Raw genomic sequence first — 17,775 nt, forward strand, 5'->3', positions numbered from 1 at the left:
CACAGCATGCTCGCCCGTCGCTTCGCTCGCCCTTCGGTTGGGGGACGCCTACGCTGGACCGATAGGCTGGCCCGATGCGTCCCGCTCTGTCCGACTATCAGCATCTGGCCAGCGGCAAGGTTCGTGAGCTGTACCGCATCGACGACGGGCACCTGCTGTTCGTCGCGTCGGACCGGATCTCGGCCTACGACCACATCCTCGACTCGCTGATCCCGGACAAGGGCCGTGTGCTCACGGCGATGAGCGTGTTCTTCTTCGGTCTCGTCGACGCCCCCAACCACCTGGCCGGGCCCCCCGACGACGAACGCATCCCCGAAGACGTGCTCGGCCGCGCGCTCGTCGTCAAACAGCTGGAGATGTTGCCCGTCGAGGCCGTCGCACGGGGCTACCTCACCGGTTCCGGGTTGATCGACTACCAGAACACAGGTGAGGTCTGCGGAATCGGGCTGCCGTCCGGTCTGGTCGAAGCCAGCAAGTTCGACGAGCCGTTGTTCACCCCGGCCACCAAGGCCGACCTGGGCGAGCACGACGTCAACATCACCTTCGACGACGTCGTCGACCTCATCGGCGCCGAGCGCGCAGCACGGTTGCGTGACCTCACGCTGGCGACCTACGCCCAGGGTGCCGATCACGCGCTGAGCAAAGGCATCATCGTCGCGGACACCAAGTTCGAATTCGGGGTCGACGCCCGCGGCGAATTCACGCTGGCCGACGAGGTCTTCACACCGGACTCGTCGCGCTACTGGCCCGCCGACGACTACGTCGTGGGCCAGGTGCAGAACAGCTTCGACAAGCAGTTCGTGCGCAACTGGCTCACCAGCGATGAGTCGGGGTGGGACCGGCACGGCGATCAGCCACCGCCGCCGTTGCCGACGGAGATCGTCGAGGCCACCAGGGCGCGCTACATCGAGGCCTACGAACGTATTTCGGGACTGAGGTTCGACGACTGGATTGGAGGCACCGCGTGAGCGGCGACGTGAAGGCACCCATCGCGAAGCGGGTCGACACCCGCCGGGAGCACCACGGGGACGTCTTCATCGATCCGTACGAGTGGTTGCGGGAAAAAGAGAGCAAGGACGTCGTCGACTATCTCGAGGCGGAGAACGCGTTCACCGACCATGTGACCGCAGACCTTGCTCCGTTGCGGCAGAAGATCTTCGACGAGATCAAGGCCCGTACCAAGGAGACCGACCTGTCGGTGCCCACCCGTCGGGGCGACTGGTGGTACTACGGGCGAAGTTTCCAGGGCAAGCAGTACGGCGTGCAATGCCGTTGTCCCGTCACCGATCCCGACGACTGGACCCCGCCGCAGCTCGACGAGAACATCGAGATCCCCGGCGAGCAGGTGTTGCTCGACGAGAACGTCGAAGCCGAAGGTCACGACTTCTTCTCGCTCGGCGCCGCCAGCGTGAGCGTGGACGGCAACATCCTCGCGTACTCCGTCGACGTCAAGGGCGACGAGCGATACACGCTGCGCTTCAAGGACTTGCGCACCGGGGAGCGCTACGACGACGAGATCGTCGGCATCGGCGCCGGCGCGACCTGGGCCGCGGACAACGCCACCGTCTACTACGTCACCGTCGACGACGCCTGGCGCCCCGACACGGTGTGGCGGCACCGGCTCGGATCCGGTCAGCCCGCCGAGCGGGTCTACCACGAGGCCGACGAGCGCTACTGGATCGGCGTCGGGCGCACGCGCAGCAACAAGTACGTCATCATCGCCGCGGGCAGTGCAGTGACCTCCGAGCTGCGCTACGCCGACGCCGCCGATCCACAGGCGGAGTTCGACATTGTCTGGCCGCGAAGGGATTCCGTCGAATATTCGATCGAGCACGCGGTCGTCGGCGGTGAAGACCGTTTCCTGATCCTGCACAACGACGGCGCCGAGAACTTCACCCTCGTCGAGGCGCCCGTCAGCGATCCCACCGCCACCCGAACGCTGATCGAGCATCGCGAGGACCAGCGGCTGGACGCCGTCGACGCATTCGACGGCCACCTCGTCCTGAGCTATCGCAAGGACGCGCTGCCCCGCATCCAGCTGTGGCCGCTGCTCGACGACGGATACGGTGAGGCTCAGGACATCACCTTCGACTCTGAGCTGATGTCGGTCGGGCTGTCGGCCAATCCGAACTGGAGTGCGCCGAAGATGCGAATCGGCGCAACGTCTTTCGTCACACCGGTCCGCATCTACGATCTCGATCTGGCCACCGGTGAACGGACCTTGCTGCGCGAACAGCCGGTGCTGGGCGACTACCGCCCTGAGGACTACGTCGAAAAGCGTGACTGGGCTGTCGCGTCGGACGGTGCCCGCGTTCCGATCTCGATCATCCACCGGGCGGGGCTGCAGTACCCCGCCCCGGTGCTGCTGTACGGCTACGGCGCGTACGAGTCCTGTGAGGACCCTCGTTTCTCGATTGCGCGGCTGTCGCTGCTCGACCGCGGCATGATCTTCGCGGTCGCCCATGTGCGCGGGGGCGGTGAACTCGGCCGCCCGTGGTACGAGCACGGCAAGATGCTGGAGAAGCGCAACACGTTCACCGACTTCATCTCGGTCGGCGCCCATCTCGTCGGGACCGACGTCACGAAGCCGGAGCACCTCGTGGCCTACGGCGGCAGTGCGGGCGGCCTGCTGATGGGCGCGGTGGCCAACATGGCGCCCGACCTGTTCGCCGGCATCCTCGCCGCCGTGCCGTTCGTCGATCCGTTGACCACGATCCTGGATCCGTCGCTGCCGCTGACCGTGACGGAGTGGGACGAGTGGGGCAATCCGCTGGAGGATCCCGAGGTCTACCGGTACATGAAGTCGTACTCGCCGTACGAGAACGTGGAAACCAGGAACTATCCGGCGATCCTGGCGATGACCTCCCTCAACGACACCAGGGTGTACTACGTCGAACCGGCGAAATGGGTTGCGGCGCTGCGTCACGCGCAGATCGACCCCGCCGGTGAGGCAGCCAAGGTGCTGCTGAAGACCGAGATGAACGCCGGGCACGGAGGCATCAGCGGGCGCTACGAGCGGTGGAAGGAAGCCGCGTTCCAGTACGCGTGGCTTCTCGACGTCGCGAAAGCCGAACACTCCGGCTGACCGCAAGGACATCGGCATGACCAGGGGCTCTTACCACCACGGCGACCTCAAGGCCGCCATCCTGGCGCAGGCGGCGGTCCTGGTCGCCGAACGCGGAGCCGACGGTGTCTCGCTGCGTGAACTGGCCCGCACCGCAGGGGTGTCACACGCCGCGCCGGCCCACCACTTCACCGACCGGCGCGGGTTGTTCAGCGCGCTCGCCGCGCAGGGGTGGCGGATGCTGGCGGCCGCGCTCGCCGAGTCCACACCCGAATTTCTGGACGCTGCACTGGCATACGTCCGGTTCGCCGTCGAGCACCCGGGGCATTACGAGGTGATGTTCGACCGGTCGCTCGTCAACCCCGACGATCCGGAACTCGTCGCCGCTCAGGCCGCCGCGGGCGCGGAACTCGCCGCGGGTGTCGGCACCCTCGACGACGCGCGGGCCAAGGAGGATCCGCAGGCCGCCGGGCTCGCGGCATGGTCGCTGGTGCACGGTTTCGCGATGCTGTGGCTCAACGACGCCATCGACCGCGACGCCGACGCCGTCGCCACCGCCCAGCGGGTCGCCCGCATGCTCTTCACACCGGGTCCGGTCGGGGACGCGGACGACGAGTAGCGTTCGCGTGATGACCCTCACCGAAATCCCGCTCACCACACTGGACGGCCGTTCGACCACTCTGGCCGAATTGGCCGACGGCGCAGCGCTGATCGTGAACGTCGCGTCGAAATGCGGGCTGACGCCGCAGTACACCGCCCTGGAACAGCTGGCCAAGGACTACGGCGGCCGGGGTCTCACGGTGGTCGGGGTGCCGTGCAATCAGTTCATGGGCCAGGAGCCGGGCAGCGCCGAGGAGATTCAGACGTTCTGCTCCACCAACTACGGTGTCACCTTCCCCCTTCTGGAGAAGACCGACGTCAACGGTGCGGACAGGCATCCGCTCTACGCCGAGTTGACCAAGGCCGTCGACGACGGCGGCGAGGCGGGCGACGTGCAGTGGAACTTCGAGAAGTTCCTGGTCGCCCCGGGTGGCAACGTCGTGAAGAGGTTTCGGCCACGCACGGAACCCGGAGCCCCCGAGGTGATCGCGGCCATCGAGGACGTCCTGCCGCGATAGCCCCGTGCTTGTCGCGTGGACACCTGCCCGCGGAGTGTTGTCCACCATCAGGACACCTGACGTTGCGACACTGCGGACGTGGCAGGACAACTGATCGTCTCGATTTCCGGGATCAGCGACCGCACGCTCGCCGATGTCGTCGCATTCCGCACCCAACTGGAAGACCGCGGGGTCCCCGCATCGTTCCTGGTCGCGCCGCGGCTCAAAGACGGGTATCGCCTCGATCGCGACCCCCGGACCGTCGGCTGGCTCGTCGACCAGCGGGTCGACGGCGACGCCATCGTGCTGCACGGCTTCGACGAAGCGGCCACCAAGACGCGGCGAGGCGAATTCGCGACGCTGCCCGCCCACGAGGCCAATCTGCGGCTCATGGGGGCCGACCGCACCCTCGAACACCTCGGTCTGCGCACCCGGCTCTTCGCCGCGCCGGGCTGGAACGTCTCACAGGGCACCCTGACGGCATTGCCGCGCAACGGTTTCCGGCTGGTCGCCGGCCTGGGCGGGATCACCGACCTGGTTCGGCAGGACACTGCGCGCGGACGTGTGCTCGGTATCGGCGAAGGGTTCCTGACCGAACCCTGGTGGTGCCGCACCCTGGTGATGTCCGCCGACCGCACCGCCCGGCGCGACGGCATCGTGCGCGTCGCCGTGGCCGCACGTCATTTGCGCAGGCCGGGCCCGCGGCAGGCCATGCTCGACGCGGTCGATCTGTCCCTCATGCACGACTGCGTGCCGACCGTCTACGAATGGAGGCCCCTTCCGGCGCTGACTGACGCCGCGTAGACACCTCCGCTCGATACATTGGCGTCATGGCTGATGCTGATGTCATCGTGGTGGGAGCTGGCCTGGCAGGGTTGGTCGCCGCATGTGAGCTCGTCGAACGCGGCCGCCGCGTGCTGATCGTGGACCAGGAGAACGAGGCCAACATCGGTGGCCAGGCCTTCTGGTCGTTCGGGGGGCTGTTCTTCGTCGACAGTCCCGAACAGCGCCGCTGGGGTATCCGCGACAGCCACGAACTGGCTCTGCAGGACTGGTTGGGCTCCGCCGGGTTCGACCGACCCGAAGACCACTGGCCCCGGCAATGGGCGCACGCCTACGTCGATTTCGCTGCGGGGGAGAAGCGCAGCTTCTTGCGCGATCGCGGATTGCAGACGTTCGCGCTGGTCGGCTGGGCCGAACGGGGCGGCTACGACGCCAACGGGCACGGCAACTCGGTGCCGCGGTTCCACATCACCTGGGGCACCGGCCCAGCGCTGGTCGACATCTTCGCGCGCCGGCTCGTGGGGAATCCGCTGGTGCGGTTCGCGCACCGCCACCGCGTCGACGAACTGCTCGTCGACGACGGTGCAGTGACCGGTGTGCGTGGTGCGGTGCTGGAGCCGTCGACCGCGGTACGCGGTGCTCCTTCGTCACGGGAAACGGTGGGAGAGTTCGATTTTCGCGCACAGGCGGTGATCGTGGCCAGTGGCGGTATCGGCGGCAACCACGACCTCGTCCGCAAGTACTGGCCCACGCGCATGGGCCGCGTCCCCGAACAACTGCTCAGCGGCGTGCCCGCCCACGTGGACGGCCGCATGCTGGAGATCTCGGAGACCGCCGGTGCGAACGTCATCAACAAAGACCGGATGTGGCACTACACCGAGGGAATCACCAACTACGACCCGATCTGGGCCCGCCACGGGATCCGCATCCTGCCGGGCCCGTCGTCACTGTGGCTCGACGCGCACGGCAAGCGACTACCGGTGCCGCTCTACCCCGGGTTCGACACGCTCGGCACGCTGGAGTACATCGCGCAGACCGGCCAGGACTACACGTGGTTCGTGTTGAACGCCCGCATCATCGCCAAGGAGTTCGGCCTGTCGGGGCAGGAACAGAACCCCGACCTGACCGGACGCAGCATCCGCGCCGTGATGGAGCGCAGTCGCAAAGGCCCCGCGCCGGTGCACGCGTTCGTCGACAAGGGGGTGGACTTCGTCAGCGCGACCACGCTGCGCGAACTGGTGACGAAGATGAACGCCGTCCCCGACGTCGCCCCGCTCGACTTCGACGTGGTGGAGGCCGAGGTCACCGCCCGCGACCGCGAGGTGGCCAACAAATTCACCAAGGACGGCCAGATCACCGCCATCCGCGCGGCACGCGGCTACCTGGGCGACCGGCTCAGCCGCGTCGTCGCCCCGCACCGGCTCACCGACCCCAAGGCGGGGCCACTGATCGCGGTCAAGCTGCACATCCTCACGCGGAAGTCGTTGGGCGGCATGGAAACCGATCTCGACGGACGCGCGCTTCGCGCCGATGGCTCGGCGTTGCCGGGGTTGTACGCGGCCGGTGAAGCCGCGGGGTTCGGCGGCGGGGGTGTGCACGGGTACCGGTCGCTGGAGGGGACGTTCCTCGGCGGCTGCGTGTTCTCCGGGCGCGCCGCGGGCCGCGCCGCCGCGAAGGCGGTCGGTTAAGGAAGGTCGATCGTGGTCGTCACCACGACCTGCTGTGGCGTCGAAGGTGCGGACGAGAAGCCGAACCGCACGGGGGGATCGAGGTCGGCGACACCTCCGAGGTCGACGCCGCCGAAGGTGCCCCGCACGGCGACGATGCGTCGGGTTCGGCGCACGCCGTAGTACTCCCGCCTGCCGTTGCCGGCAGTGCCCGCAGTCCGCACACCCGCGACGAGCCGCGATGCAACGGGGTTGATCGCGCGCAGCCACAGGGGAGCGCGCGACAACGGCGCGGGGACCATCCTCAACAGCCAGTCGAACGGCGCAGGCCCGCCGAGCTCTCCGGCCAGCTCAAGCCCGGGCCCTGCCACCGTGAAGGCGTCCGCGCTGTGGCCGACGGTGACCGTTCCGGTCCTCACCTGATCGAACGTGTATGTCTGCGAGACGAATTCGGCGATCTGGGCATTGGGTGCCAGCAGTGTGCGGAGGCCATCGGTGTCCTCGACCATTACGTCGGCGAAGGCGCCGAACGGCGAATCCTGCCACGAGCCCACCACCATCCGGACGCCGGCGCGGGTACCGAATCCGGCGATGTACCCGGTGAAAGCCACACGCGGCATCTAGAACTCCCGCGCGCTCTCCTGCTCGAGCACCTGGAAGTCGGTGTCGGTCATCTCGGAAAGCCTCCCGTAGAAGATCGGCCTACCGACCGGGTCGATGATCGCCTGGTGGATCGGCACCGCATGCGTCGGTGCGACCGCGCGAAGATAGTCGACCGCCTCGGAGACCTTCATCCACGGGGCGGCAGCCGGAGTCGCGAGGACGTCGACCGGCTCATCCGGAACGAACAGCGCGTCACCGGGGTGCATCAGCTTGGCCGGATGCTCGCCGTCGCCGACGAGATACGAAATATTGTCGATCACAGGGATTTCCGGATGGATCACCGCATGTGTGCCGCCTGCGCCGCGCACCGTCAGATGCCCGATGGACAGCTGGTCGCCGACGTTGACCGCCTGCCACGCACCGCCCAGTTGAGCCGCTGTCTGCGGATCGGCGTACAGGGCGGCCTGCGGGTTGGCCTCGACGAGTGCAGGCAGTCGGTCGGTGTCGGCGTGGTCGGGGTGCTGGTGGGTGATCAAGATCGCGGACAGGCCGGTGACACCTTCGAATCCGTGCGAGAAAGTGCCCGGATCGAACAGCACGGTGGTCGCGTCCCCCGAGGCGTTGTCGAAACACGCCAAGAGGCAGGAATGTCCGAAATGTGTGAGCTGCATCCCTATATTCTGGCGCGCAGCGGCATGTGGGGGTGCAGGTGTACGTGCGATTGCTGTTCGCGCTGGCCATTATGGTGTCGGGGCTCGTGGCCACACCGAGGTTGGCGCAGTCGGCGCCGGGTGCCTGCCCGCCGCTGTGCGACACCATCCCCGCCTCGGCGTGGATGGCGTCCGGCTCGGTCCCGCTATCCGGAATCTATCGCTGGCCGCATCTCGCCGGCCTCGCCGTCGCGGTCACGACGCCCCGGTTCGAATTCGAGTCGTGGTGCGCGACCCCCGGCCGCGACACCGATCCCCGCGACTTCGCGGTCGCCGCCCATGCGGACGTCGCGAACCCTCCCGGGCAGTGGAACCTGCACGTACAGGTCATCCACTGGCGGGGGGACACCGTGACCGGTGGCCGGGATGCGCTGCAATCACTCGAATGGGCCCGGATGGCGCTGGCGTCGTGCCAGATGACCGCGGCGGAGGTATCTCCATCGATCACCACCAGTACCGCGATGGATCTTGCGGCGGTGATCAGCGACGGCGGCCGCCGCGTCATGCGCACCTACCTGATCGTCGATCCGGCCAGCAGCTCACTGGTCGAGCTGGCGCTGTGGTCCACCGTCCCGCCGAGCGTGGAGTGGGGCGGGGTCAGGCCCGACACGGAGGTGTTCGACGCGATGGCGGCCCCCCTCTGCGAGGCCTACCTGGGCTCGTGCCGGTGAAGCGAAGCGCCTGTCGGCGCAGGTAGAGTGTCGCCGTGGCAAAAGTGGTGGTACACGTCATGCCGAAGGCGGAGATCCTGGACCCGCAGGGGCAGGCCATCGTCGGCGCACTCGGCCGGCTGGGCTTCGACGGAATCTCAGATGTGCGGCAGGGCAAGCGATTCGAGCTTGACGTCGACGGTGACGTCGATGACGACAAGCTCGCGGAGATCGCCGAATCCCTGCTCGCCAACACGGTGATCGAGGACTGGACGATCAGCCGGGAGGGCTCGTCGTGACCCGAGTGGGCGTCATCACATTCCCCGGCACCCTCGACGACATCGATGCAGCCCGCGCGGTCCGATTGGCCGGAGCCGAGGCGGTCAACCTGTGGCACGCCGACGCGGACCTCAAGGGTGTCGACGCGGTCGTCGTTCCCGGCGGCTTCTCCTATGGCGACTACCTGCGCTGCGGCGCCATCGCGCGGTTCGCGCCGGTCATGGGCTCCGTCGTCGAGGCAGCGGGCAAAGGTATGCCGGTGCTGGGGATCTGCAACGGATTCCAGGTGCTCTGCGAAGCGGGCCTGCTGCCGGGGGCACTGACCCGCAACGCAGGGCTGCACTTCATCTGCCGTGACACGTGGCTCGAGGTCGCGTCGAACACCTCGGCGTGGACGACGCGCTACGAACAGGGCGCTGATCTGCTGGTGCCGCTGAAGTCCGGCGAGGGCCGCTACGTCGCGAGCGAAGACGTGCTCGACGAACTCGAGGGCGAAGGCCGCGTGGTGTTCCGGTACCGCGAGAACCTCAACGGGTCGATGCGCGACATCGCGGGCATCAGCTCCGCCAACGGGCGCGTCGTCGGCCTGATGCCGCATCCCGAGCACGCCACCGAGGCCTTGACGGGTCCGTCCGACGACGGGCTCGGGCTGTTCTACTCCGCGCTGGACGCGGTTTTGGTGTCCTGAGCCCCACGCTGATGCGCCGCGAGCGTGCGCGAAAGACCACGGACTGCGGCGCGTCGGCGTGCAGACACGCGCGCTCGCGGTGCAGGTCTCAGGCGCTGAGCGCGACGGACGCTTCGGCGGTGTAGCACAGGAACGTCAGGGTCTCCTGCAGGTACAGCTGCACCGTCTCGGCGTCGTGTGACAGGTAGCCGATGCACACGTCGGTGCCCAGTTGAAGATCGAAATCGCCTCCGCGCGTGGACAACACGAAGGCGCCGTCGATGGCGGGCGCCCAGATGATGTCGCCGTCGACGAGCCGGTTGAGGTGCTCGCGGATCGGATAGCCGTGCGCCGTGGTCTCACTGACCTTGGTGTACACGTCGGCCGACAGCAGCACGCTGTACGGGCCGTCCACGCCGGCGAGTCGCAGCTCAGACAGCGCCTGGCTGATGACGTCGGGGATCTCGCGGGGGTCCTCGGGCAGAGCGAGGTTCGGGCACGAGCTGGATTTGCGGATGCCGGTGATGTGCGCGGCCTCGTAGCCCTCGAAGATCGCCCTGTCCTCGGCGAATGCGAGCTTCTTGGCGGCGTCTTTGACAGGGTCCCAATCGGAATCCTGCGACCCGCGCTCGACGTCGTCGATATCGCTGCGGTTCACCGTGAACGGCACCCGCAGCCGGACCAGCGGCCTCGCGTCCCGCAGATGTGCCACGACACCGTCGCCGGGCGGCAGCACGTCGAGTAGGTGACCTGTGCTCACCGCCGCCGTCACGGGCCCGCCCGGCTCGCTGACGTCGACCACCCGCCGGCCGGCGATATGGCGCTTGAACGTGCGCGTCGCCTCCTGCTCGATCTCGGCCCACGCCGCATCGGTGATCGGTGCGAGCTCGCGGTACAGGTTGTTCATCAAGGGTGTCCTTTCAGGCTGCCGATCGCCAGGGATCCGTCGTAAACGGTTGCTGTAGAGATGGTTTCGGGTTCATCGACGGGCAGTGGCGGCGGATCGTCGAGGAAGTCGATCGTGGGGACGAAGAACATTCCACCGGTCTGCGCCGTCGAGAAATCCAGGATCCGGTCGGTGTTGCCCGGCGGATCGCCGTGGAACATGTTGGTGAGCATCCGCTCGGTGACGGCCGGATCGGCGGAATAGGCGATGTAGTACGTCCCCGATTCGCCGTTCCCGAGGGTGCCGAACGGCATGTTGGCGCGCATGATCGCGAGCTCGTTGCCGTCCTCGTCTTCGATCGTGTTCAGCGCGACGTGCGAGTTGGCGGGCTTCACATCGTCGTCGAGCTCGATGTCCTCGAGCTTCGTGCGACCGATGACAAGCTCTTGTTCGTTGACGCTCAACGCATTCCAGGCATCCATGTCATGGGTGTAGCGCTGCACGTGGACATAGCTGGCGCCTGCGAAGTCGGGGTCGTCGGCGATCTGGACGGCATCGACCGCGTCGGGACCGTCGGGGTTCTCGGTGCCGTCGACGAACCCGAGGAGGTCGCGCTGCTCGAAGAATTTGAAGCCGTGGACCTCGTCGACGACGGTCACCGCCCCTGCCATCGACGAGAGCAGCCTGCCGCCGAGTTCGAAGCACACGTCGAGCGAGCCGGCCCTGATGTGGAGCAGTAGATCGCCATCGGTCGAGGGGGCGTGGTGACGCTCCCCCCTGAGCTCGACGAACCGGTGCAGCTTCGCGGGCCGCGGACCGGTGAACAGCCGGTCCCACGCATCGGAGCCGACGCCTGCCACGAGCGTCAGATGGGCGTCGGGCACCCGGAAACCCACGGCCTTGACCAGCCCGCTGAAGCCGGCGAGTGCGTCGTGGACGACCGATTCGCCCCCTTCGTCGATGGTCGCCACAAGAAAGATCGCCGCCGGTGTCAGGGGCGTCAGGATGGGCTGCGGGCGTGGCACGAAATGGACCCTAGCGTCAAGATCAACGGAATCACCGGCCAAGATGGAAAGATGCCAGCTAGCCCCCAGGGACTCTGCGAATTCATCGACGCCTCGCCGTCGCCCTTCCACGCGTGCCGCACCGCCGCGGACCGGCTGCTGGGCGCCGGATTCACCGAGCTCGCGGAGAGTGACCCGTGGCCGGGTGCGGGCGACCACTTCGCGGTGCGTGCCGGATCGCTGATCGCGTGGCGTTCGCGGGACGGTGACGCCGCCGCACCGTTCCGGATCGTCGGAGCCCACACCGACAGCCCCAACCTGCGGGTCAAGCAGCACCCCGACCGCTTCGTGTCCGGCTGGCAGATTGTCGCGCTACAGCCCTACGGCGGCGCATGGCTCAACTCCTGGCTGGACCGCGACCTCGGCGTCAGCGGCCGGCTCTCGGCGCGCGACGGCACCTCGATCCGGCACACCCTGGTGCGGATCGACGAGCCGCTGCTGCGGGTGCCACAGCTGGCGATCCACCTCTCCGAGGACCGCAAAGGTGTCGAGCTCAACCCGCAGCGGCACGTCAACGCTGTCTGGGGCGTCGGAACCGGCGCCGGGCCATTCCTCGACTACGTCGCCGCGCGCGCCGACGTCGACCCCGACGACGTACTCGGCTTCGACCTGATGACCCACGACATCAACCCGTCCCGCCTCGTCGGCGCCGACGGCGACCTGGTCAGCGCACCACGGCTGGACAACCAGGCGACCTGCTACGCCGGGCTGGAGGCATTCCTCACGGCGCAACCCCGGGGCGTCGTGCCCGTGCTGGTCCTGTTCGACCACGAGGAGGTCGGTTCGCAGTCCGACCACGGAGCCCAGTCCGACCTGCTGCTGACCGTGCTGGAACGCATCACGCTCGCCGCGGGCGGCAGCCGCGAGGACTTCCTGCGCCGCCTGCCCGACTCCATCGTCGCCTCCGGCGACATGGCGCACGCCACCCACCCGAACTACCCGGAGCGTCACGAGCCCGGCCACCTCATCGAGGTCAACGCCGGTCCGGTGCTCAAGGTCCAGCCCAACCTGCGCTACGCCACCGACGGCCGCACCGCGGCAGCATTTGCGCTGGCCTGCCAGCAGGCCGGGGTGCCGCTGCAGCGCTACGAGCACCGGGCGGACCTGCCCTGCGGCTCGACGATCGGACCGATGACCGCGGCGAACACCGGCATTCCCACCGTCGACGTGGGCGCTGCCCAGCTGGCGATGCATTCCGCGCGCGAGGTGATGGGCGCAGCCGATGTCGCGGACTATTCCGCCGCACTTGCGGCGTTTCTGTCGCCGGGCTGACCTAGGGTCGGATCATGGCCATCAAAGTGGAGATGATCACCTTCGATTGTGTGGATCCCGACGGGCTTGCCGACTGGTGGGCCAAGGCCGCGGGTGGGGACGTGAATGCCGTTGCGCCAGGCGAATTCGTGATGGTCGCCAGTGAAGGACGCCCGACGCTCGGCTTCCAGCGGGTGCCCGACCCGACGCCCGGCAAGAACAAGGTCCACCTGGACTTCCACGCCGAGGACCGCGAGGCCGAGGTCTCTCGCCTGGTCGAGCTGGGGGCCACGGAGACCGGACGCAACAACTTCGGCCCCGAATTCGAATGGGTGGTGATGGCCGACCCGGAGGGCAACGCATTCTGTGTGTCCTGAGTCGCACGCGGTCGCTGGCTAGACTGGCGCGGTGACGTCTGGGTTGACCCAAGAGGTAGACACCGTTGAGCGGGCCGCCGCCACTCCCGACCAACCCCAGCCCTTCCGGGAACTCGGGCTCAAGGACGACGAGTACGCGCGCATCCGGGAAATCCTCGGCCGTCGGCCCACCGACGCCGAGCTGGCCATGTACTCGGTGATGTGGAGCGAGCACTGCTCGTACAAATCGTCGAAGGTGCATCTGCGCTACTTCGGTGAGACCACCTCGGAGAAGATGCGCGAGAAGATGCTCGCGGGCATCGGTGAGAACGCGGGCGTCGTCGACATCGGCGACGGCTGGGCCGCCACATTCAAGGTGGAGTCCCACAACCACCCGTCCTACATCGAGCCGTACCAGGGCGCCGCGACCGGCGTCGGCGGCATCGTGCGCGACATCATGGCGATGGGCGCCCGGCCGGTAGCGGTCATGGACCAGCTGCGGTTCGGGGCGGCCGACGCCCCCGACACCCGCCGCGTCCTCGACGGCGTGGTGCGTGGCATCGGCGGCTACGGAAACTCGCTGGGGCTGCCCAACATCGGCGGCGAGACCATCTTCGACGCCAGCTATGCGGGCAACCCGCTCGTCAACGCGCTGTGCGTCGGCGTGCTGCGCAAAGAAGACCTGAAACTGGCGTTCGCCTCGGGCGCTGGCAACAAGATCATCCTGTTCGGTGCGCGTACCGGGCTCGACGGCATCGGCGGCGTCTCGGTGCTCGCGTCGGAGACCTTCGGTGGCGACGAAAGCGGGGCGGGACGCAAGAAGCTGCCCAGTGTCCAGGTGGGAGACCCGTTCACCGAGAAGGTTCTCATCGAGTGCTGTCTCGATCTGTACGCGGGCGACCTGGTGGTCGGTATCCAAGACCTCGGCGGTGCCGGGTTGTCTTGTGCGACATCGGAACTGGCCTCAGCCGGTGACGGTGGTATGCGGGTCGAACTGGAGACCGTGCCGCTGCGCGCGACCAACATGACGCCCGCCGAGATCCTGTCCAGCGAGTCGCAGGAGCGCATGTGCGCGGTCGTCACCCCGGAGAACGTCGACGCGTTCATGGAGGTGTGCCGCAAGTGGGACGTGTTGGCCACCGTCATCGGTGAGGTCACCGACAGCGGCAGGCTCGAGATCACCTGGCACGGAGAGACTGTCGTCGACGTGCCGCCGCGCACCGTGGCCCACGAAGGCCCCGTCTACGAGCGGCCGGTCGAGCGTCCCGCCAGCCAGGACGCACTCGTCGCCGACACCACGGCGTCGCTGAAGCGCCCGTCGACCGGTGACGAACTGCGCGCGACGCTGCTGGCCATGGTCGGCAGCCCGCACCTGTGCAGCCGCGCATTCATCACCGAGCAGTACGACCGCTACGTGCGCGGCAACACCGTGCTCGCCGAGCACGCCGACGGCGGCGTGCTGCGCGTCGACGAACAGAGCGGCCGCGGCATCGCGATCTCCACCGACGCGTCCGGGCGCTACACCGCGCTCGACCCCTACACCGGCGCGCAATTGGCCCTCGCCGAAGCCTTCCGCAACGTCGCGGTCACCGGCGCCACACCCGTCGCGGTCACCAACTGCCTGAACTTCGGCTCGCCCGAGGACCCCGGCGTCATGTGGCAATTCTCCCAGGCTGTCCGCGGCCTCGCCGATGGTGCTGCAGCACTGGGTATTCCGGTCACAGGGGGCAATGTCAGCTTCTACAACCAGACCGGCACCACGGCGATCCTGCCGACCCCGGTGGTCGGGGTCCTCGGAATCCTGGACGATGTGAAGCGGCGCATCCCGACCGGTTTCGGCACCGGACCGGGAGAGACGCTGATCCTGCTGGGCGACACCCACGACGAATTCGACGGCTCGATCTGGGCGCAGGTCAGCGCCGGTCACCTGGGTGGCGTGCCACCCAAGGTCGATCTCGCGCGCGAGCAACTGCTGGCCGAGGTGCTGACCGCCGCGTCGCGGGACGGCCTGGTGTCCGCCGCGCATGATCTGTCCGAGGGCGGGTTGATCCAGGCGGCGGTCGAGGCGTCGCTGGCCGGCGAAACCGGTTGCCGAATCGTGCTTCCCGAATCGTTTCAAGAAGGCACGGCCCCGTTTGTCTTCTTGTTCTCCGAATCCGCCGGCCGAGTGCTCGTCGCGGTGCCGCGCACCGAGGAGAGCCGTTTCACCGCGATGTGCGAAGCACGCGGGCTGCCCGCGACCCGCGTCGGCGTCGTCGACCAGGGCCCTGAGGGCGGCGAACCCGGGATCGAGGTGCAGGGCCAGTTCACCGTGACCCTTGAGGAGTTGCGGCGCACGTCGGAGGGTGTGCTGCCCGGGCTGTTCGGGTGAGCGCGAGCGACACTGAGAAACATCCCGCCTACGTGTGGGCGTGGCGGCTGCTTCGCCTCGACTTCACCGGTGTCGCGCTCGGCGCGCTGTTCTTCTGCCTGTCCCTGACCCCGTCGCTGCTGCCCAGGGACTGGCTGTTCCAGGGTCTGATCGGCGGCATCAACGCCGCGATCGGTTACGGCATCGGCGTGTTCGTCGAACGGATGCTGCGGCGGTTCGTGCTCAGAAACCGCACCTGGTGGCCGCCCCCGCCGAAAGTTCTCTACACGCTCAAGGCCGCCACGGTGGTCGTGTCCGCGGGCGCCTGCGTATTGATGGTGATCCCCGCGGCGGCGTGGCAACGCCAGGTCTCGTCGCTGATGGGCATGGAAGGTCCGAGCACGTCGAGTTATCTGCGACTCATTCTCATCGCCATCGCCGTCGCGGGCCTGTGCATCGCCACGGCGCGGGTTCTGATCGACCTCATCAAGACGATGGCGCGCGTCCTGATTCGCCGTTGGCGCCTCTCCGACGAGATGGCGCTGTTCATCGGCACGGCGGTCGTCGTCGTTCTCGTGATCACCCTCGTCAACGGTGTGCTCGTGCGCGGGTTCCTCGCCGGCGCCAACCGGGTCTTCCAACCGCAGAACACGACGACCAGAGAGGGTGTCGTCCAGCCGGAGGAAGCCGAAAGATCAGGAAGCCCACAATCTTTCGCCGCCTGGGACACCCTGGGATTTCAGGGGCGCAACTTCGTGGGCTCCGGACCGCACGCCGACGAACTGGCCCGCATCAACGGCAGGCCCGCACGAGAACCCATCCGCGCGTACGTCGGCCTGCAGACCGCCGACACCGAAGAAGCTCGAATGGCGGTGCTGCTCAGCGAACTCGAACGTACCGGGGCCTTCGACCGCGAAGTGCTCGTCATCGCACCCACCACGGGGACAGGCTGGATCAACCCGATCGCGGCGCGGTCACTGGAGATGATGTACAACGGCGACACCGCGATCGTCGGCTCGCAATACTCCTATCTACCCAGCTGGATCTCGTTCCTGGGTGACCGGCAGAAGTCCATGGAATCGGGCCGGATGATGATCGAGGCCGTTCACGAACGGTGGGCGCAGCTGCCCGAGGACCGGCGCCCGCGGCTCGTGCTCTACGGCGAGAGCCTGGGATCGATGGCAGGTCAGGGCGCGTTCGACTGGTTGCCGGACATCTCCCGGATGGGGTTCTCGTCGGTGCTGTGGGTGGGCCCACCCAACGCGAGCCCGCTGTGGCACGGCATCACGGTGCGCCGCGATCCCGGCACGCCGGAGGTGGAACCGCGCTACGACGACGGACGCACCGTGCGGTTCTCGCAGGGCAACGATGCCGCGCAGATCGCCGCCGACGCGGCGCAGCCATGGGATGAGCCCAGAGTGCTGTTCCTGCAACACTCTTCGGATCCGATCGTCTGGTGGTCACAGGACCTGCTGTTCACCCGGCCCGACTGGTTGTCCGAACCGCCGGGGCGCGACCGCAGCAGGTCGATGCGGTGGTACCCGATCATCACGTTCTGGCAGGTGGCCGCCGACATGACCAACGCCTCCTCGGTGCCGGGCGGGCACGGACACAACTACGGCGACTTCATCCTGGACGGGTGGGCTGGTGCCGCGCCGCCCGATGGCTGGACGCGCGACGACACCGAGCGGATCCGCGTCGCGCTGGAGGAGACCGAATCAGAGGGCGGCGACTACTAGTGCGCGACGGACTCCGCGTCGGCGCGCTCGCGGCGGTGTTGCTCGGCTGGAGCGCAATCGCGCCACGACTCGCGTCCAAGTGGAACCCGTTGCCGCAGGCGCTGTTCGGCGCCGCGGTAGCTGCTGTGGCCCGCGCGCCGATGGGGATGCGGCCGCCCGAGCTGTGGCAGGGACTGCGATGGGGTGGCGCGGCCGCCGTGCCGGTGGTGCTCGCCGTCGCTGCGGGCACCCGCATCCCGCCGGTGCGGGCGGGCATGGCCGCGCGGGAACTGCCCGCCCCGGCGGCGCGGTGGCTTCTGCTTCGCATCCCGCTCGGGACCGTGTGGTCCGAGGAGGTCGTCTACCGCGCTGCCCTCGGCGGCGCCGCCGCCCGCGCGTTCGGAGATTCGAGGGGCCGCCTGTTCACTGCCGCGGTGTTCGGCCTGTCCCACATCCCCGATGCCCGCGCCGCGGGGGAGTCGGTGCCCTTGACGGTGTTCGTCACCGGCGTGGCAGGCTGGGTGTTCGCATGGCTCTACGCACGGTCGGGCAGCCTGGCCGCGCCGATGCTGGCCCACCTCACCATCAATGAAGCGGGAGCTGTTGCGGCACTGGCCGTTTCCCGGTGAA

At 68.0% G+C, this 17,775-nt stretch carries 18 protein-coding genes; 14 read left to right on the plus strand and 4 right to left on the minus strand.

Going from position 1 to position 17,775, the window contains the following annotated elements; translation table 11 throughout:
• Window positions 1-74 precede the first annotated feature (74 nt).
• The 6 genes from ACAG24_RS04435 to ACAG24_RS04460 all read left to right on the plus strand — a co-directional run bounded on the left by ACAG24_RS04435 (window position 75) and on the right by ACAG24_RS04460 (window position 6,632).
• Entirely contained in the window at window positions 75-968 is an 894-nt protein-coding gene (locus ACAG24_RS04435; protein WP_370471447.1) for a phosphoribosylaminoimidazolesuccinocarboxamide synthase, read from the plus strand.
• Window positions 965-3,085, plus strand: coding sequence for a S9 family peptidase (locus ACAG24_RS04440; RefSeq protein ID WP_370471448.1), 2,121 nt, complete (start codon window positions 965-967; stop codon window positions 3,083-3,085). The genes ACAG24_RS04435 and ACAG24_RS04440 overlap by 4 nt, the downstream gene beginning before the upstream one ends.
• A gap of 16 nt (window positions 3,086-3,101) precedes the next feature.
• On the plus strand, window positions 3,102-3,683 hold the full coding sequence (locus ACAG24_RS04445) for a TetR/AcrR family transcriptional regulator (protein ID WP_370471449.1): 582 nt from the start codon (window positions 3,102-3,104) through the stop codon (window positions 3,681-3,683).
• A gap of 10 nt (window positions 3,684-3,693) precedes the next feature.
• Entirely contained in the window at window positions 3,694-4,182 is a 489-nt protein-coding gene (locus tag ACAG24_RS04450) for a glutathione peroxidase (protein WP_370471450.1), read from the plus strand.
• Window positions 4,183-4,260: 78 nt separating this feature from the next.
• Window positions 4,261-4,965, plus strand: a complete 705-nt coding sequence (locus tag ACAG24_RS04455; protein ID WP_370471451.1) for a DUF2334 domain-containing protein — start codon at window positions 4,261-4,263, stop codon at window positions 4,963-4,965.
• Between the two features lie 26 nt (window positions 4,966-4,991).
• On the plus strand, window positions 4,992-6,632 hold the full coding sequence (locus ACAG24_RS04460; protein ID WP_370471452.1) for an FAD-binding dehydrogenase: 1,641 nt from the start codon (window positions 4,992-4,994) through the stop codon (window positions 6,630-6,632).
• Here ACAG24_RS04460 and ACAG24_RS04465 read toward each other — a convergent pair.
• Both ACAG24_RS04465 and ACAG24_RS04470 read right to left on the minus strand, forming a co-directional pair.
• Entirely contained in the window at window positions 6,629-7,231 is a 603-nt protein-coding gene (locus ACAG24_RS04465; RefSeq protein WP_370471453.1) for a hypothetical protein, read from the minus strand. The genes ACAG24_RS04460 and ACAG24_RS04465 overlap by 4 nt on opposite strands.
• On the minus strand, window positions 7,232-7,885 hold the full coding sequence (locus ACAG24_RS04470; RefSeq protein ID WP_370471454.1) for an MBL fold metallo-hydrolase: 654 nt from the start codon (window positions 7,883-7,885) through the stop codon (window positions 7,232-7,234).
• Between the two features lie 44 nt (window positions 7,886-7,929).
• Here ACAG24_RS04470 and ACAG24_RS04475 point away from each other — a divergent pair, with 44 nt between their 5' ends.
• From ACAG24_RS04475 to purQ, 3 genes are read left to right on the plus strand one after another with little or no spacing between them, the layout of a single operon-like run.
• Window positions 7,930-8,595 (plus strand): ATPase, encoded by a 666-nt coding sequence (locus ACAG24_RS04475; RefSeq protein ID WP_370471789.1) that lies wholly within the window; start codon window positions 7,930-7,932, stop codon window positions 8,593-8,595.
• Between the two features lie 35 nt (window positions 8,596-8,630).
• On the plus strand, window positions 8,631-8,873 hold the full coding sequence (purS, locus tag ACAG24_RS04480) for a phosphoribosylformylglycinamidine synthase subunit PurS (RefSeq protein WP_370471455.1): 243 nt from the start codon (window positions 8,631-8,633) through the stop codon (window positions 8,871-8,873).
• On the plus strand, window positions 8,870-9,541 hold the full coding sequence (purQ, locus tag ACAG24_RS04485) for a phosphoribosylformylglycinamidine synthase subunit PurQ (protein ID WP_445206165.1): 672 nt from the start codon (window positions 8,870-8,872) through the stop codon (window positions 9,539-9,541). The genes purS and purQ overlap by 4 nt, the downstream gene beginning before the upstream one ends.
• Window positions 9,542-9,629: 88 nt before the next feature.
• On the opposite strand, the gene ACAG24_RS04490 is transcribed toward purQ, so the two are convergent.
• Both ACAG24_RS04490 and ACAG24_RS04495 read right to left on the minus strand, forming a co-directional pair.
• A complete protein-coding gene (locus ACAG24_RS04490; RefSeq protein WP_370471456.1) occupies window positions 9,630-10,427 on the minus strand; it encodes a family 1 encapsulin nanocompartment shell protein in 798 nt (265 codons plus the stop codon).
• Complete coding sequence (locus ACAG24_RS04495; RefSeq protein ID WP_370471457.1) at window positions 10,427-11,431, minus strand: Dyp-type peroxidase; 1,005 nt, start codon at window positions 11,429-11,431, stop codon at window positions 10,427-10,429. The genes ACAG24_RS04490 and ACAG24_RS04495 overlap by 1 nt, the downstream gene beginning before the upstream one ends.
• Before the next feature lie 51 nt (window positions 11,432-11,482).
• On the opposite strand from ACAG24_RS04495, the gene ACAG24_RS04500 reads away from it, so the two are divergent.
• The 5 genes from ACAG24_RS04500 to ACAG24_RS04520 are packed head-to-tail and all read left to right on the plus strand — an operon-like array spanning window position 11,483 to window position 17,774.
• A complete protein-coding gene (locus ACAG24_RS04500) occupies window positions 11,483-12,742 on the plus strand; it encodes a M18 family aminopeptidase (protein ID WP_370471458.1) in 1,260 nt (419 codons plus the stop codon).
• 14 nt (window positions 12,743-12,756) lie between these two features.
• Window positions 12,757-13,098 carry a VOC family protein gene (locus ACAG24_RS04505; protein WP_370471459.1) on the plus strand — a complete coding sequence of 114 codons (342 nt, stop codon included), beginning with the start codon at window positions 12,757-12,759 and terminating at the stop codon, window positions 13,096-13,098.
• 31 nt (window positions 13,099-13,129) lie between these two features.
• Window positions 13,130-15,448, plus strand: a complete 2,319-nt coding sequence (gene purL / locus ACAG24_RS04510) for a phosphoribosylformylglycinamidine synthase subunit PurL (RefSeq protein WP_445206166.1) — start codon at window positions 13,130-13,132, stop codon at window positions 15,446-15,448.
• Window positions 15,445-17,166 (plus strand): alpha/beta hydrolase, encoded by a 1,722-nt coding sequence (locus tag ACAG24_RS04515; protein WP_370471460.1) that lies wholly within the window; start codon window positions 15,445-15,447, stop codon window positions 17,164-17,166. The genes purL and ACAG24_RS04515 overlap by 4 nt, the downstream gene beginning before the upstream one ends.
• Window positions 17,166-17,774: an Rv0804 family intramembrane glutamic endopeptidase gene (locus ACAG24_RS04520; RefSeq protein WP_370471461.1), complete on the plus strand. Its 609-nt coding sequence runs from the start codon at window positions 17,166-17,168 to the stop codon at window positions 17,772-17,774. The genes ACAG24_RS04515 and ACAG24_RS04520 overlap by 1 nt, the downstream gene beginning before the upstream one ends.
• The last annotated feature ends 1 nt before the right edge of the window (window position 17,775 follow it).

It is taken from the genome of Mycobacterium bulgaricum, from assembly GCF_041287165.2.
In the GTDB taxonomy this organism is placed as follows: domain Bacteria; phylum Actinomycetota; class Actinomycetes; order Mycobacteriales; family Mycobacteriaceae; genus Mycobacterium; species Mycobacterium bulgaricum.